Source organism: Ruegeria sp. CJ2 (assembly GCF_056536745.1).
In genome coordinates this window covers 13,889-28,960 of the sequence record NZ_JBQFQF010000017.1, presented here as the reverse complement: position 1 = coordinate 28,960, position 15,072 = coordinate 13,889, and the positions used below count along the sequence as shown (strand labels likewise).

The following is a 15,072-nucleotide window of genomic DNA, read 5'->3' as shown; positions in this document are numbered from 1 at the left end:
CGCCCTCCTTACAGTTTCACGCCCGAGAAGGACATGAAGGCCATCGCCATCAGACCCGCGGTGATGAAGGTGATCCCCAGCCCTTGCAGGCCGTCCGGAATGTCCGAGTATTTCAGCTTTTCGCGTACGCCCGCCATCGCGGTGATCGCCAGCGCCCAGCCAAAGCCGGAAGACAGGCCATAGGTCGCGGCCTCGGCAAAGTTATAGTCACGCTCCACCATGAACAACGAGCCGCCAAGGATGGCGCAGTTCACCGTGATCAGCGGCAGGAAAATTCCCAGCGCGTTGTAGAGCGGTGGGAAGTACTTGTCCAAAACCATCTCGAGGATCTGAACCATCGCCGCGATCACACCGATATACGAGATCAGGCCAAGGAAGGTCAGGTCCACATCCGGGAACCCGGCCCACGCCAGCGCACCCGGCTTCAGTAGGTAGTTCAGCAGCAGGTTATTCGCAGGCACAGTGATGGCCTGCACCACCATGACCGAAATGCCCAGACCCAGCGCGGTCGAAATCTTCTTGGAGACGGCGATGAAGGTACACATCCCCAAAAAGAAGCTAAGCGCGAGGTTTTCGACAAAAATGGCCTTTACAGCCAGTGAGATCAGACCTTCCATCAGTGGGCCTCTACCTGCTGAATTTTGTATTCACGCTCTTCCACCTGGTTCGGCTTCCATGTGCGGAAGGCCCAGATGATCAGACCGATGATGAAGAACGCCGACGGGGGCAGCAGCAACATGCCGTTGGGTACGTACCAGCCACCGTTGTTGACGGTCTCCAGAATGGTGACACCGAACAGTGATCCGGCCCCAAACAGCTCGCGGATGAAGCCCACCAGCAGCAGGATCAGGCCATAGCCCATACCGTTGCCCATGCCGTCGATGAACGACGCGACGGGCGGGTTCTTCATCGCGAACGCCTCGGCGCGGCCCATCACGATACAGTTGGTGATGATCAGACCCACGAAGACCGACAGGGTTTTCGAAATCTCAAACGCATAGGCCTTAAGGATCTGGTCCACCAGGATCACCAGTGAGGCGATGATCACCATCTGCACGATGATCCGGATCGAGCCGGGAATCTGGTTGCGCAGGCATGAGATGAAGAAGGACGAGAACGACGTTACGAAGATCACCGCCAGCGCCATCACCATCGAAACCTGCAACGACGAGGTTACCGCCAGTGCCGAGCAGATGCCCAGCACCTGCAGAGTGATCGGGTTGTTGTCGACAAGCGGGTCGACCAGCATCTCTTTCTTGGTCTGGGACATCAGAGCTCTCCTGCTTGCAGATTGGCCAGGAACGGAGCGTAGCCCGCGTCGCCCATCCAGAATTTCACAAGGTTGTCGACACCAACCGACGTCAGCGTGGCACCGGCCAGCGCATCGACGTAGAAGTCCGGGCCAGCGGCAGGCTGCGACTTGGCGACGGTGATCTGAAGATCACCCGCGTCATCGCGCAGACGTTTACCATTCCACAACGCTTTCCAGCGCGGGTTGTCGACCTCGGCCCCGAGGCCCGGCGTTTCGCCATGCTGATAGAATTGCAGACCGAAGATATCGTTGCCGTTATTCTCCAGCGCGATAAAGCCATAGAGCGTCGACCACAGGCCATAGCCGTGGATCGGCAGGATCACCTTGTCTAGCTCGCCGGCATCATCGCGCAGCAGGTAAATCACCCGGTATTTCGACTGCCGCCCGATTCCTGCGGGGTCATTGTCGAGCGCAACACTCAGCTCGGGGTCACCGGCCGCCGCGATGTCGTCAAACGTCGCCGCGTCAAACTGATCATCGACGAAGTTGCCGGTCGACAACTCCAGCACATGGGGTTCGAACGCGGCGAAGGCTTCAGTCACGTCGATGCCGGGCTCATAGACGCCCGCAACCTGCAGAACATTGACCTGCTTGTCTTTCAGCCGGTTGCTTTCCTGCACCGGACGCAGGCTGACGGCAGCCGCGGACACGACCATTGACGCCACCAGACACACGGCAACCGCGACAAAGATCGTTTTGCCGACTGAATCAGGCGAGGCCGCAAGGAACTTGGCAATCGCGCCTTTTGGCTCTGGGGATTGCGTATCAGACATGGCGACGCGCCCTCCGTTTGATGTTTGCCTGAACGACGAAATAGTCGATCAGCGGTGCAAAGACGTTACCGAACAGGATTGCCAGCATCATGCCCTCGGGGAAAGCCGGGTTGATCACGCGGATCATCACAACCATGACACCGATCAGCGCACCATAGATATAGCGGCCCATGTTGGTGTGGCTGGCGGAAACGGGCTCTGTGACCATGAAAGCCAGACCAAAGGCATACCCGCCCAGAACAATGTGCCAGTACCAAGGCATCGCAAACATCGGATTGGTATCCGACCCGATCAGGTTCAGCAGCAGGGTAAAGCCAATCGTGCCTGCCAGACAGCCCACGATCAGGCGATAGTTGGCAATCTTCGTCGTCAGAAGGAAGGCCAGACCGATCATACAGGCCAAGGTCGATGTCTCGCCAAAGCTGCCCTGAATGGTGCCGAAAAACGCATTGGCCCATGTGATCCCGTCAGCAGCCAGCGCCTGAACGCCTTCGGCTGCGGTGATACCCAGCGCGGTTGCACCGGAAAACCCGTCGACCGGGGTCCAGACCGAGTCCCCCGACATTTGCGCAGGATAGGCGAAATACAAAAACGCCCGTCCCACCAGTGCTGGGTTGAGGAAGTTCTTACCAGTGCCGCCGAACACTTCCTTGCCGATAACGACGCCGAAGATGATGCCCAAAGCCACCTGCCACAGCGGTGTCGTTGCGGGCAGGATCAGCGTGTACAGCATTGAGGTGACAAGAAAGCCCTCATTCACCTCGTGGCCGCGCACGGTGGCAAAGATGACCTCAAAAATACCGCCTGCAACCAGCGTCGTGATGTAGATCGGCAGGAAATATAGCAACCCGTGCAACACATTAGCGAAGATGCTGGAGGGGTCCAGCGAGATACCGAACATTTGCAGCAGGGCAATCCGCCATCCGGTTGCGGCGTCCGGGCCAAGCGTGGCAATTGCCGAATTCGCCTGATAGCCCGTGTTCCACATTCCCCATAGGATACAGGGGATGGTCGCGATCACGACATAGGTCATGATCCGTTTCATATCCACGTAAGACCGCGCATGTGGCGCAGCGGTGGTTACGGTTTTCGGAGTGTAGATGAAGCTTTCGACCATCTCGTAGATGGGGAAATACTTCTCGTACTTGCCGCCCTTGGTAAAGTTCGGCTCAATCCGATCAAAGAAGCTGCGCAAACCCATTCGGCTCAGCCCTCCTTTTCAATCTTGGTCAGGCAGTCGCGAAGCGCCAGCCCATATTCATATTTCGCTGGGCAGGCAAACCCGACCAGGCCCAGATCTTCTTCGTCAAGCTCCAGCGCCCCAAGCGCTTGTGCGGTGTCCGTGTCCATCACCAGCAGCGCCCGCAGCAACTGTGTCGGCAGATAGTCCTGCGGCATCAGTTCTTCGAACGTCCCGGTCGGCACCATTGCACGACGACCGCCATTCAGGTTCGACGTAAATGCGTACAGTTTCTTGGCAAAGGCCGAACCCAGAACCGGTTGAACCGCGTATTTCGACGGCATGGGGCGTATCCAGCCCATTGGAATCTGGTCGGGGTCCTCGCGGATGATCGAAATCTGGCGCGCAAAACGGCCAAGATAGGCCGTGGGGCCGTCAGCAAGCTTTCCGGACAGGATCGAACCCGAAATAATCCGCGCGGTTCCATCAATTTCGATCTCGTCCCGGGTCAGGTCGTCTGTCGATGCGCCCATGACCGTGCGGATCAGGCGGGGATGGCGTGCACCTGGGCCCGACAATGCAATCACAACATTAGGGTCCAGATGTCCGGTCTGCATCAGCCGGCCAATCGCGATCACATCCTGATATCCGATCGTCCAAACCTGCTTTTCACCGGCCAGAGGTTCCAGGAAATGGATATGAGTCCCGGCCAGACCAGCCGGATGCGGGCCCGAAAATGCTGCGGCTTCGACATTCGCAAGATCGGCGCCGGGCAGGGAGTCACCTTCCCGCTGACACAAATACGTTTTGCCATCGGTCAAAAGCGATACAGCCTTCAGCCCCTCGGCAAATGCGTCGCCTGCATCGTTGATGATCACGGCCGCATCGCCGGAAAGGGGCTCACTGTCCATAGCGGTGACAAAGATCGCCGCAGGCTTAGCGCCCGGTGCAGGCATTTTCGAATAGGGGCGCGTGCGGAAAGCTGTCCAAAGACCAGCGGTGCACAGCTTGGCAGTAACACCTTCCGCGCTGTCCGAGTTACCTGTCGCCGAGAAATCCAAGCCTACATCATTTGGGTCAGACACCTCGATCACGACGCTTTGCAAGACACGACGCGCACCACGGTTAACCGCGACGACCTTCCCGGTCAGCGGTGCAACCATCATCGCCTCGGGCGTGTCCTTGTGGCAGAACAAGGGTGTCCCCCGTTGTACCTCGTCTCCTTCCTGAACCAGCATTCGCGGCTTCAGGCCAAGGTAGTCACCGCCCAGAACCCCAACGGTCGTAAATTCCGGACCGGGCTGAATCGTCTGGTCCGGCGCGCCCTGCACCGGCAATTCCAACCCTTTTTTCAGTTTGAAAGTTTGCATGTCGCTACGGTCTTCCAAGCCTTATTGCTGCACCACTCCGTTTTGGCACCCACATTGTGGCACAAAACGCTGTGAACGTGGGAGCCTTGGAGCAAGAAAAAAGCGCGCGGCGCCCAATCCCGATCTGTGGCTTCCTTTCGATCAGGGACCCTTTACGCGGGGATGCTGACAAACGCAAACCCGTTACGACCAAAATCGACACCGGATTTTCACTTTCCGACGAACTGCCCCATTTTCGGCCTTCTTAAATTGCGTATCGCGCCCGGAATGCTTCCGGTGTAAGCACCCTGAATGGAACAGACTGACACTCTTGAGATATTTTTGGTAGCCACCCCCGGCCTTGAAGCACCGCTTTGTGCCGAAGCGCAGGAGAAAGGATTCGCCAAAGCCACGGTCGTGCCCGGCGGGGTAAGCTGCCGCGGCACCTGGTCCGAGGTCTGGCGCGCGAACCTGTGTCTTCGCGGCGCAAACAAGGTTCTGGTCCGGTTGGGTAGCTTCCCGGCCGTGCATCTGGCCCAACTTGACAAGAGGGCGCGTAAATTTCCCTGGTCTCAGTTTTTGCGCCCCGATGTTCCTGTCCGGGTCGAAGCGACCAGCCGCAAGTCCCGAATCTATCACGCCGGGGCCGCCCGTCAGAGAATCGAGCGCGCGATCACAGATACCCTGGGCGTTCAGGTGTCGTCCGAGGCCAGTCTGCGCATCTTGCTGCGTATCGAAAAAGATATCTGCACGTTTTCGGTAGACACATCCGGAGACCCTTTGCACAAGCGCGGCCACAAGCCTGCGGTCGCCAAGGCACCAATGCGCGAGACGATGGCATCCATGTTCCTGCGCGAATGCGGGTTCAACGGCTCAGAGCCGGTGCTTGATCCAATGTGCGGTTCTGGAACCTTTGTGATCGAAGCGGCGGAAATTGCGTTGAACTTGAACCCGGGCCGTTCCCGCTCGTTCGCATTCGAGAGTCTCAAGACCTTTGATCCAGCAATCTGGGCCGACATGCAGTTGCAAAATGCGCCTCCGGAGGTGGATGCCATGTTTTTTGGCTCGGACCGAAACGCGGGGGCTATCGACGCCTCGACGTCGAATGCCGAAAGTGCAGGCGTCGCAGGCATCACCAGGTTTCAAACCCGATCTGTCAGTGACATCAAACCCCCAACGGACCGAGCCGGGCTTGTTATCATCAACCCTCCTTATGGTGCGAGGATCGGTGATGAAAAACGGCTGCGGTCCGTCTATGGCACGCTGGGCAAGGTCCTGAGCTCAAAGTTCGCCGGCTGGCGGGTCGGGTTGGTCACAAGCAGTCCGTCGCTGGCCCGTTCGACGCGTCTCCCCTTCTTGCCTGCAGGACCGGTGGTGGATCATGGCGGCACCAAAATTCGACTTTATCAAACAGAGCCTTTGGCCTGACACCGAACAGTCTGATGCGTTCTAGCCCTCCTCAGTCATTTCGCGCCCTGCGCACAGAATCCCCCTTGCGCATCCAAATCGCCGGGTATAGACCCCCCGCCACGGTCGGAGTGTAGCTCAGCCTGGTAGAGCACTGTCTTCGGGAGGCAGGGGTCGGAGGTTCGAATCCTCTCACTCCGACCAAATAAAAAAGGCGCCCAAGGGCGCCTTTGCTGTTTGCAAGACAGAGATCCGAGGTTCATTGAACCTGAACGTTAATCGAACTCCAACGCATTGGCAGCCTTACGCAAGTGATCCGGGCTGTAGCGCGCATAGACGGACGCGGTAATACGTGAGTCTGAATGGCCGAGAAACTGGGCGATCTCATCCATCGAGGCGCCAGCCTCAGCCATATGAACTGCAGCTGTGTGCCGCAGCACATGCGGTGACACATCAGGTAGGTCCGCAGCGACTGCGGCCGCCTTGAAGCCTTTCTTGATCGACTTTATCGATCCTCCTGCCCATTCTACGACATAGTCAGACAAGGCCGCTTTCTGAGCGTTCAAAAGCACAGCATACAGGCTCTCTGTCATGGGGACGATGGCCCTGCCCTTCCTCTGTCCTTCGCCATTGCGGAGGTTGATCTGACGGCGATCGAAATCCACCCGATCCCATGTAAGTTCTAACACAGCCGTTACCCTAGCCGCCGTAGATAACATCAGCCAAATAGCGAGCTTGATGTGCGGTGCACATTCGACAGCCAAGAGCCGTGAAATCTCCTGACGCGTCAGAAATCTTTCCTTGGGAGCCGGTTTGCTGGGGCGCTCAATATAGGGTGCCCTATCAATGAGACCGGTTTTCTCAGCCCAATTCAAACAGGTCCTCAGTTTACTGAGCTGAGTCCAGATTGTGCCATCCTGGATACCTGCCTTCCGCCGATCGACGATGTAAGCTTTACAATCCTGCACGCTAATCTGATCCGGACGAAAGGCTCCAAACCAAGGCAGCACAGAACGGCCGGTGTATTTCATGCTTTCATGCGCCGGCCGACCCTCGACTGTTGCACTATACGCCTTCCAAATCGTCGCCACGGTCAGCTCATCCTTTCCTGCTGTCTGGGCAAGGAGGACATCACGAGCTTCGGCCTCCGCGCGTTCGAGGGTGTCCGCGTCAAGACGATACCGGCGTCTGCGTCCATCTTCCTCATACCAGACAACGACGAAGCGGTCGTTGAGCCGACCAATACTATATTCCTGCACTGCTCATATTCCTCAACCTTGTGTGCCGGGATGCGAAACTGGCGTTGAACTCTGAAATATCCGAGCTGGCCGGATTTGCAGAGCTGACGCACAGTCTCAGAACTGCAGCTCCAACGCTCTGCGAGAGTTTTGGGGGTATACGGCGGGGACAAATTGCGCTCCTTCATTTTGGTAAAACTTCTTACCCTATAGCGTTCTCGACGTGGGATGCGTTTGGGATTTCCAAAAATCTTCTAACCCATTGCTAAAAAACAAAAGAAAATTGCGTCTAGTGCACACGAAATTCGAACATCGGCATGGGAGAAACCGTTCCGCTGAACGTTTAACCCCGTCTGATCCCGCTAAATACTCTTGTGATTTTCTGCCAATGAACGGGCAATAAACAGCAGGCTACTTGCATCTTCGTTGATAGCCTAAGGATTGATATTCAAGAACCGGGCTAAGCAGCAATTGAAATGTCGACCAATCATTCACGCTTGATCACGCTATTCTGCGCATAGTGTCTCTACTCCAAATCCACAGCGCCTGCATTGGGCAATTCCAGCACAGTTTTGCCGGACCGGACCCAAGACGCTAGGCAAGACAAGTTGTCAGCGAGCATTTTTTTCGCAAGTGCACATTCCCAGACGATCGCTACACGCCAGCCTAAGTCGAGCAGATCAACCTTCGCCCGGCCATCGCGCTCGACGTTTCTATCAAATTTTTCCTGCCAGAACTCGGTATTGCTCTTCGGGATCGTTGCGAACCGGCATCCGTGGTGTCGGTGCCAGTAACAACCGTGGACGAAGATCACCACTTGATGGCGGGCTAGGACGATGTCAGGGCTGCCCGGCAACTTGCGGACATCAAGGCGGAAGCGGAAGCCTTGTGCATGGAGAAATCGGCGGACCAGTAGTTCGGGTTTCGTATCCCTTCTTCTGTTCGCGGCCATCATCTTAGACCTGACATCCGGACTGACGATATCTGCCACGAAATTACCTCCTTTCCCATCTTTCCTTTTGCGATCATGTGGTCCAGTAATTGGAAAATGAAAGAGATATTCGGAATTGTCGATCTGTTCTCGGGGCCCGGCGGCCTTGGAGAGGGCTTTTGCGCCTATAGAAGCCATGGCTGCCGGCAGTTCGAAATTGACGTTTCCGTAGAGAAGGACCCGATAGCACACGCAACATTACGGTTGCGGGCTTTCCTGCGTCAGTTCGATGGGGGCTTCCCGCCCGAATACACTGACTTTATGAACCAAAGTGGCACTGAGCCGGACTGGGCGGACCTCTACCCGCGGGAATGGGCGCTGGCCGAACGGGAGACATTAAATCTCACGCTGGGGGACGCGGAAACCACCGTCGCACTGGACCAACGTATCGACGAAATACGAAAACGACGCGGTGATCGCATTGTGCTGATCGGTGGCCCGCCTTGCCAAGCCTATTCTCTCGCCGGCAGGGGCAGGAAGCCGAGTGATCTGGGTTACGTCGCGCATGATGAGAATCGCCATCTTCTCTACCAAGAATACATCAACGTGCTCAGGAAGCTGCGCCCGGCAGCTTTTGTGATGGAAAATGTCAAGGGCATGCTTTCGTCCAGCATCGAGAAGCGCAAGGTCTTTGACCTGGTGACCGACGACCTGAGGTCAGGTGGCGGTGCGGCGGAATATCAGTTGTTCCCATTGTCCGGGAGCGCGGACCGGCATGGACATGTGCAGCCGAAGGATTTCGTTGTCGCGGCGGAGGACCACGGCGTTCCGCAGGCGCGTCATCGGGTCATCATCGTCGGCCTAAGGCGTGACCTTATCTCGGGTATGGATGAGTTCGAAGCGCCTAGGCTGGACGGCGTTCCACGGCGAACCTCAGTTCGCGATGTCCTCTCTGAAATGCCACCCCTCCGAAGCGGGATAAGCACTCGGGGCGGATACGTAGATGATCTCATGGGTTGGAAGCGGACAGTCGCGCGAAGTGCGACGAAGATCGCCACCATGTCGCACGGTTTGGAAGGAGATTCCGCAGAAAAATTTGTGAGGGCTCTGGGTGCCGTTGACAGATTGCAAAAGATAACCGTCGAGAAACGCAAGGGCACGAAAGGCGGAACGCTGTTGCCGGAAACCTGCCCTGACGATCTGCGATCGTGGCTGGAGGACAGTCGCTTAACCCGCCTTTCACTTCATGAGACCCGAGGACACATGGTTAATGACATAGAGCGATATCTTTTTGCCTCTTCATGGGCCATGGCGACGGGTATTTCGCCGAAGGCACGGGATTTCCCGGATGAACTTGCCCCGAAGCATAACAATTGGAAATCGGGCAAGTTTAACGACCGATTCCGGGTGCAGCCGTGGGACCTTCCATCGTCCACGGTGACCTGTCACCTGTCGAAGGATGGGCACTATTTCATTCATCCCGACCCAGCTCAGTGTCGGAGCATGACCGTCCGCGAGGCGGCAAGGTTACAGACCTTCCCGGACAATTATCACTTCAAGGGGAACCGGACTCAGCAATATGTCCAAGTCGGCAACGCCGTGCCGCCGTTCCTCGCGCGGAAGATCGCGGCGGCGTTGCACCCAGTATTGGCAAAGGTTTTCGACGCGCCCGCGCAGCCTACCCGGGAATTAGGGAAAGTGACGATACCTGCATGACCGATCGGTTTGGTGACGGAGATGCCTCATATCACGAGGTTCGCCCGAACGCCGGGGCGCTGATCGAGAGCCTTCGAGACATCGGCTACACAATGTCGAGTGCGCTGGCTGACATCGTTGATAATTCGCTAACCGCCAAAGCGACCGAAATTTCGATCCGGGTTCACTCCGACCCGGAGGATGCCGCAATAGGCATCGTCGACAATGGGAACGGCATGTCGCGAGCGGAACTCCTCGAGGCGATGCGTCCGGGGTCCCGATCGCCCACGGAAACGCGGAATACCGAGGATCTGGGGCGGTTTGGGCTCGGTCTAAAGACAGCGTCATTCTCCCAGTGTCGTCGCTTGACGGTGGTGACCCGCTGTGAAGATACCGTTTCAGTGGCAATCTGGGATTTGGACCTTGTCGTCGCCCGAAATGCGTGGGTTGTCGAAACACGCGCGTCGGCTGAGACCATTCGCTTTGCCAACTTGCTGACAAACGACGGAACGCTCATCCTATGGGAGAAGCTCGACAGGGTCGGTTTGGAACTGGGAAGTCAGAACTTCTTACGTATAATGGACGAGGCTTCGAAGCACCTTGAGCTAGTGTTCCATCGTTTCATGAAATCCGAACATGGGCGAAAAGCCGTTTGCATCAACATGAACGGACGAAAACTGGTGCCTGTCGACCCGTTTGCGGAATGGCATGATGCGACGATCAGGCAGGCGGAGGACCGTCGGATCGCAGGCGGCACGGTCACGATCCAGCCGTTTATACTGCCGCACAGAAACAAGGTTTCCTCAGAAGCGGAATGGAAGAGAATGGGCCTTTCAGAAGGCCACATGAAGTCGCAGGGCTTCTACCTATACAGGAACAAGCGCCTGATCCGCCATGCGACTTGGTTCCGGATGGCGCCACAACACCGGTTGACCCAGCTCGCGCGCGTCCGGGTCGACATTGGAAATGAGAGCGACGCGGCTTGGAAGATCGATGTGCTCAAGGCCTCCGCATCACCACCGCCGGCGCTACGGGATTATCTCAGAAGACTGATCGAGGGTCTCGGCGGAAAGTCCAAGCGAGTTTATCGCAAGCGAGGCGCAAAGCTGACAGATGAGAATCCGCTTCCACTCTGGCAACGGACGAAGACAGACAATCGGATCAGCTATGCGTTGAATGGCGATCATCCTTCAATGGCGGCATTCGCAGATAGCCTGACGGAAGCGCAGGAGAACGCATTTGGAGAAATATTGCGGCTTATCGCGGCGGGATTGCCGATCGAGGCGCTCTATCACGACATGGCCGAGCACTTTTCGGATATCAAACAGGAAATTCTCGATGAGAACGAGCTTCGGTCAAGTGGCCGACAATTGATCGATCAGCTGAGGGAGTTGGGACATGGAAACAAAGATATCGCAGCAATGTTGAAGGTTGTCCCGCCCTATGCGGGAAACGAGCAGATAATAACTGAACTACTCGAGCAAGAGAAACTAGCACCATGAACATCCTGACGCTGGACAATATCCGCGGTCTAGTCCGAGATTTTATGATCGAGGCTTACCGGACCCAAGAGGAATTGAGGACCGAGATCGAGAAATATGCTCCGCTCGCGCGTGACGAGGTGAAACGCGAGGATCTTGACGAACTCTACGATGAAATGCGTATTCGTCATGGCGTTCTCGTCGAAACGGGAGCGGCACTTGTGGCTCCGGGTTTCACGCCATGGTTCGACGCAAAGCGGCGTCAGAATACAGACTGGTTCTACTGGGAACGTTACCGGACACAGCTCGCACAATCCGGCTTTCCAGGACCGGTTCTTGAAGCCATGAACGAGAAAACCAACCGGGTCATCGAGCTCTGCGGCGATCCGCAAGGGGACGCTCCCTTTGATCGCCGCGGCATGGTGATGGGCGATGTGCAGGCCGGAAAGACTGGAAATTACACGGCGCTTGTCAGTAAAGCCGCCGATGTAGGCTATAAGGTAATCATCATTATCGCTGGGATTCATGAGAATCTGCGAAGTCAGACCCAGACGCGCATCGACGAAGGCCTAATTGGGCGAAATAGCGATGTCTCGAGGTTGGAGAACATCCGGGACGACGGCCGTGTGGGAGTCGGGTTGATCAATCCCTCTCGGGAACCGAGTGCCATGACTACGCGACAAGCGGATTTCCGGAAGGGACAGGCCGATCAGCGTATTCCGCTTGTGAACATGGAAAAGGAGCCAATCGTCTTCGTCATCAAGAAGAATGCCAGCGTCCTTAAGAACTTCCTAACTTGGCTGAAGGCATTCAACCTTTCCCACGGCGGTGAGACGATCAATCAACCCATGATCTTGATCGACGATGAGGCCGACAATGCCTCGATAAACGTCGCGAAAGGGCCGGAGGCAGTCTCGCGGATCAACGGCCAGATCCGCGCCCTATTAAATCTCTTCAGCAAAAGTTCCTATGTCGCATTTACCGCGACGCCTTTTGCCAACATCTTCATTGATCCTGACCTTCAGCACGAAAAGGCTGGACGCGACCTTTTCCCGGAACACTTCCTCATAGCGCTTGACCGACCCGGAAACTATTACGGTGCAGAAAAGGTCTTCCTAGGCGACCCCGAGGATGAAATTGAACGCCCGACACGCGACATCGAGGATAACGAACCGCATCTACCTTTGAAAATGCCTAAAGGACATCAAGTCCGTGATCTTCCCGAAAGCCTGATGACGGCTATCCGAACATTTATAGTTGTTGGCGCAATACGCGATCTCCGCAAGCAACGCGACAAGCATCATTCGATGCTGGTGAACGTTTCGCATTTGACGGCAGTTCAAACTGACGTTGCGAATCTCATCCGTCATCGCCTTAACGAGATCATTCGCCCGGCACTGAATCTGCATTGTTCGCTTTCAACTAAGGAAGCCGAGGCGAATGCCGAGGTGGCCGCTATGCGAAAGATCTTCGATGAGGAATACGCAAATGCAGAGGTGAAGTGGGACGACGTCCTGCCACTCCTTGATCGGGTTGCCGGACGGGCCGCGGTCTATGAGGTCAATAGCAAATCGGGCGAAAAGCTGGAGTATCCGGATATAAAGGACCCGGAAAACGATCAAGTCACCGCTATCGCGGTGGGAGGGTATTCTCTATCGCGTGGTCTGACGCTCGAAGGGTTGACCATCAGCTATTTCCTTAGAAATTCCAAGGCCTACGATACGCTTCTGCAAATGGCACGCTGGTTCGGCTACCGCCCCGGCTATGAGGATCTTTGCCGCATTTGGATCAAGGATGAGGCCCGGCGCTGGTATTCCCATATTGCTGAGGCTTCCGAAGAGCTGCGTCAGGATCTGCGTTACATGGCGGCATCAGGAGCAAGTCCGCGAGACTTCGGTCTGCGCGTTCAGCGTCATCCGTCGGCCTTGGAGGTAACGGCGCGCAACAAGGCAGGTAGCGGCCAAGAAGTCATTGTTGATGTCAGTTTATCGCGAAGCCGCATCGAGACTACCGTGATCCATGACAACCACCCCGGTGACGAAGCCGAAGAAAACCGGAAAGCGGCGATCCGACTTCATGATCGCCTTGCTGATCGTCCCTCAAGGATGGACGGCGAGAGCAGGGTTTTCGAGGCAGTCCCCTCGGATATCGTGAAGGACTACCTTCAGGATTTCCGAAATCATTCAGATGCCGAACGAACACAGACAGAACCAGTCATCCGATACATCGAGGAGCGAGAGGACGAAAATCTCGATAAATGGGACGTCGTCTTTGTAGGTAGTGAAAAGCCGGATGCGGCTACATGGCACGGTTTTGGCTACCCCATGCGCACGCAGCGCCGGACGCCGGCCTCCCGCGAGGACGGCAAGGTGGTCGCGACCAGTCGCCGCTTCTCCTCGCGCGGGGTGGTCCGGTTCGGTATGAACAAAGAAGTATTGGCCACCGTGCGCGAGGAAGCGAAGAATGAAAATACCAAGAACATCGCGGACAGCGCATATCTCGCCAAACGGTCGCGACCGATTCTCGCGGTTCATATCATTGCACTTCAGGACAAGGATACCGGGAAGTTGCTTGAAGAACCACCTGTGACGGCGTGGACCATCGGCTTCCCGACATCGAGTAAGAAGGGAAAGACTGTGAGTTATCAAGTTAATACGATCTGGTGGCAGCAGAACCGCGGCGAGATCGACGAGGAAGTTGGAGAGGCGCTTGACCGAGAAGAGTGACGATCCGTGGTCGGAAATTCCGACTTCGCCAGCCGGCACCCGTCTGAATGGGCGACTAGTAGCGGAAAGTAGACCTTGGGAGGTTTTTCGTGCGCTCGACCATCGCGGGCGGCGCATCTTATTTCTTGTTCACGAACCGGCCGCGACCTCTGGTATCGCTCTCCCGAAAATTGCCGGGCTGGATATCGAGGCACGGCTGCGCTCTGAAGACGACAAGGTAATTCTCTCGGTCGCCCTGGAAAGCCCGGACGACGCGGACATCTTCACACGCCTTTCGGCTGACATCATCGAAACGGTCGCCAAGGCGGGTGACGAGTCGACAGCGGTCCAGTCTTTCATCGGAAGGATGTGGAAATGGCATGCGCTTTTGAAAGGCGCGCGGAAAACTTTGTTGAGCCGAGAAGCGCAACTCGGCTTGATTGGTGAGCTTTGGACGATCTTGAATGTCATTGTGCCAGTAAGGGGGTTGGACGCGGCAGTTGAAGGATGGCGAGGCTCGCAACGAGCCCCGAAGGACTTCGAGCTCTCCGATCTATGCATAGAATGCAAGGCGCGTGGTGCAGCCGCGCGCAACAAGATCCGGATCACGTCGGAACATCAACTAGCCGATGTGCCCGGTCACAGTTTGATCCTACTCGTTCACACCTTTGCCTCTGCAGCTGAGGATGACGTTGGCGCGATCGATCTGCACGAGATCGTTCGGCAAGTCCGAGCCACCATTGCTTCCGACGCCCCCCAGGTTTCGAAGACATTCGAAATGTCCCTCGAAGAAGCAGGCTACGACGGCACACACGAATACGAAATGAGGGTGCTACATCGCGCAGTAGACGCCTACATGGTCGAGCACGGCTTTCCGCGCATCGTGCCCGGTGTATACCCCAACGGCCCGATCGAGGTAGCCTACGACCTCCCGTTGGCGGACTTGGGTCCATTCCATTTGGGCGAAGCAGATTTCGCCCGTCTTATAGCGGGAGCATGAC

At 56.5% G+C, this 15,072-nt stretch carries 12 protein-coding genes, 1 tRNA gene and 1 pseudogene; 6 read left to right on the top strand and 8 right to left on the bottom strand.

The features are described from left to right. Positions 1–8 precede the first annotated feature (8 nt). From nqrE to ACR0MS_RS18900, 5 genes are read right to left on the bottom strand one after another with little or no spacing between them, the layout of a single operon-like run. A complete protein-coding gene (gene nqrE, locus ACR0MS_RS18920) occupies positions 9–617 on the bottom strand; it encodes an NADH:ubiquinone reductase (Na(+)-transporting) subunit E (protein WP_050603817.1) in 609 nt (202 codons plus the stop codon). Beyond that, positions 617–1,270 (bottom strand): NADH:ubiquinone reductase (Na(+)-transporting) subunit D, encoded by a 654-nt coding sequence (locus ACR0MS_RS18915; RefSeq protein WP_152460184.1) that lies wholly within the window; start codon positions 1,268–1,270, stop codon positions 617–619. Before ACR0MS_RS18915 ends, nqrE begins: the two co-directional genes overlap by 1 nt. After that, positions 1,270–2,085, bottom strand: a complete 816-nt coding sequence (locus tag ACR0MS_RS18910; RefSeq protein WP_480577313.1) for a Na(+)-translocating NADH-quinone reductase subunit C — start codon at positions 2,083–2,085, stop codon at positions 1,270–1,272. The genes ACR0MS_RS18915 and ACR0MS_RS18910 overlap by 1 nt, the downstream gene beginning before the upstream one ends. Further along, on the bottom strand, positions 2,078–3,286 hold the full coding sequence (locus ACR0MS_RS18905; RefSeq protein ID WP_480577310.1) for an NADH:ubiquinone reductase (Na(+)-transporting) subunit B: 1,209 nt from the start codon (positions 3,284–3,286) through the stop codon (positions 2,078–2,080). The genes ACR0MS_RS18910 and ACR0MS_RS18905 overlap by 8 nt, the downstream gene beginning before the upstream one ends. 5 nt (positions 3,287–3,291) lie before the next feature. Next, a complete protein-coding gene (locus ACR0MS_RS18900) occupies positions 3,292–4,635 on the bottom strand; it encodes a Na(+)-translocating NADH-quinone reductase subunit A (RefSeq protein WP_480577307.1) in 1,344 nt (447 codons plus the stop codon). 291 nt (positions 4,636–4,926) lie between these two features. On the opposite strand from ACR0MS_RS18900, the gene ACR0MS_RS18895 reads away from it, so the two are divergent. Together ACR0MS_RS18895 and ACR0MS_RS18890 are read left to right on the top strand one after the other, a co-directional pair. Continuing rightward, positions 4,927–6,042 carry a THUMP domain-containing class I SAM-dependent RNA methyltransferase gene (locus tag ACR0MS_RS18895; RefSeq protein WP_480577303.1) on the top strand — a complete coding sequence of 372 codons (1,116 nt, stop codon included), beginning with the start codon at positions 4,927–4,929 and terminating at the stop codon, positions 6,040–6,042. Between the two features lie 106 nt (positions 6,043–6,148). Next, positions 6,149–6,225, top strand: a tRNA-Pro gene (locus tag ACR0MS_RS18890). 71 nt (positions 6,226–6,296) lie between these two features. On the opposite strand, the gene ACR0MS_RS18885 is transcribed toward ACR0MS_RS18890, so the two are convergent. The 3 genes and pseudogenes from ACR0MS_RS18885 to ACR0MS_RS18875 form a co-directional block, all read right to left on the bottom strand. Continuing rightward, on the bottom strand, positions 6,297–7,280 hold the full coding sequence (locus tag ACR0MS_RS18885) for a tyrosine-type recombinase/integrase (protein ID WP_480577300.1): 984 nt from the start codon (positions 7,278–7,280) through the stop codon (positions 6,297–6,299). Between the two features lie 17 nt (positions 7,281–7,297). Next, a pseudogene (locus tag ACR0MS_RS18880) lies at positions 7,298–7,447 on the bottom strand (MerR family transcriptional regulator); the annotation flags it as partial. Between the two features lie 338 nt (positions 7,448–7,785). Further along, positions 7,786–8,250 carry a very short patch repair endonuclease gene (locus ACR0MS_RS18875; protein WP_480577297.1) on the bottom strand — a complete coding sequence of 155 codons (465 nt, stop codon included), beginning with the start codon at positions 8,248–8,250 and terminating at the stop codon, positions 7,786–7,788. Between the two features lie 57 nt (positions 8,251–8,307). On the opposite strand from ACR0MS_RS18875, the gene ACR0MS_RS18870 reads away from it, so the two are divergent. The 4 genes from ACR0MS_RS18870 to ACR0MS_RS18855 are packed head-to-tail and all read left to right on the top strand — an operon-like array spanning position 8,308 to position 15,071. Further along, positions 8,308–9,906: a DNA cytosine methyltransferase gene (locus ACR0MS_RS18870; protein ID WP_480577294.1), complete on the top strand. Its 1,599-nt coding sequence runs from the start codon at positions 8,308–8,310 to the stop codon at positions 9,904–9,906. Next, positions 9,903–11,387 (top strand): ATP-binding protein, encoded by a 1,485-nt coding sequence (locus ACR0MS_RS18865; RefSeq protein ID WP_480577291.1) that lies wholly within the window; start codon positions 9,903–9,905, stop codon positions 11,385–11,387. Before ACR0MS_RS18870 ends, ACR0MS_RS18865 begins: the two co-directional genes overlap by 4 nt. Next, positions 11,384–14,092, top strand: coding sequence for a Z1 domain-containing protein (locus tag ACR0MS_RS18860; RefSeq protein WP_480577288.1), 2,709 nt, complete (start codon positions 11,384–11,386; stop codon positions 14,090–14,092). The genes ACR0MS_RS18865 and ACR0MS_RS18860 overlap by 4 nt, the downstream gene beginning before the upstream one ends. Beyond that, positions 14,076–15,071, top strand: coding sequence for a PD-(D/E)XK motif protein (locus ACR0MS_RS18855; protein WP_480577284.1), 996 nt, complete (start codon positions 14,076–14,078; stop codon positions 15,069–15,071). The genes ACR0MS_RS18860 and ACR0MS_RS18855 overlap by 17 nt, the downstream gene beginning before the upstream one ends. Position 15,072: the final 1 nt, after the last annotated feature.

Coding starts and splice junctions, on each gene's coding strand:
- nqrE (WP_050603817.1), bottom strand. CDS start 617: ATGGAAGGTCTGATCTCACTGGCTGTAAAGGCCATTTTTGTCGAAAAC.
- ACR0MS_RS18915 (WP_152460184.1), bottom strand. CDS start 1,270: ATGTCCCAGACCAAGAAAGAGATGCTGGTCGACCCGCTTGTCGACAAC.
- ACR0MS_RS18910 (WP_480577313.1), bottom strand. CDS start 2,085: ATGTCTGATACGCAATCCCCAGAGCCAAAAGGCGCGATTGCCAAGTTC.
- ACR0MS_RS18905 (WP_480577310.1), bottom strand. CDS start 3,286: ATGGGTTTGCGCAGCTTCTTTGATCGGATTGAGCCGAACTTTACCAAG.
- ACR0MS_RS18900 (WP_480577307.1), bottom strand. CDS start 4,635: ATGCAAACTTTCAAACTGAAAAAAGGGTTGGAATTGCCGGTGCAGGGC.
- ACR0MS_RS18895 (WP_480577303.1), top strand. CDS start 4,927: ATGGAACAGACTGACACTCTTGAGATATTTTTGGTAGCCACCCCCGGC.
- ACR0MS_RS18870 (WP_480577294.1), top strand. CDS start 8,308: ATGAAAGAGATATTCGGAATTGTCGATCTGTTCTCGGGGCCCGGCGGC.
- ACR0MS_RS18865 (WP_480577291.1), top strand. CDS start 9,903: ATGACCGATCGGTTTGGTGACGGAGATGCCTCATATCACGAGGTTCGC.
- ACR0MS_RS18860 (WP_480577288.1), top strand. CDS start 11,384: ATGAACATCCTGACGCTGGACAATATCCGCGGTCTAGTCCGAGATTTT.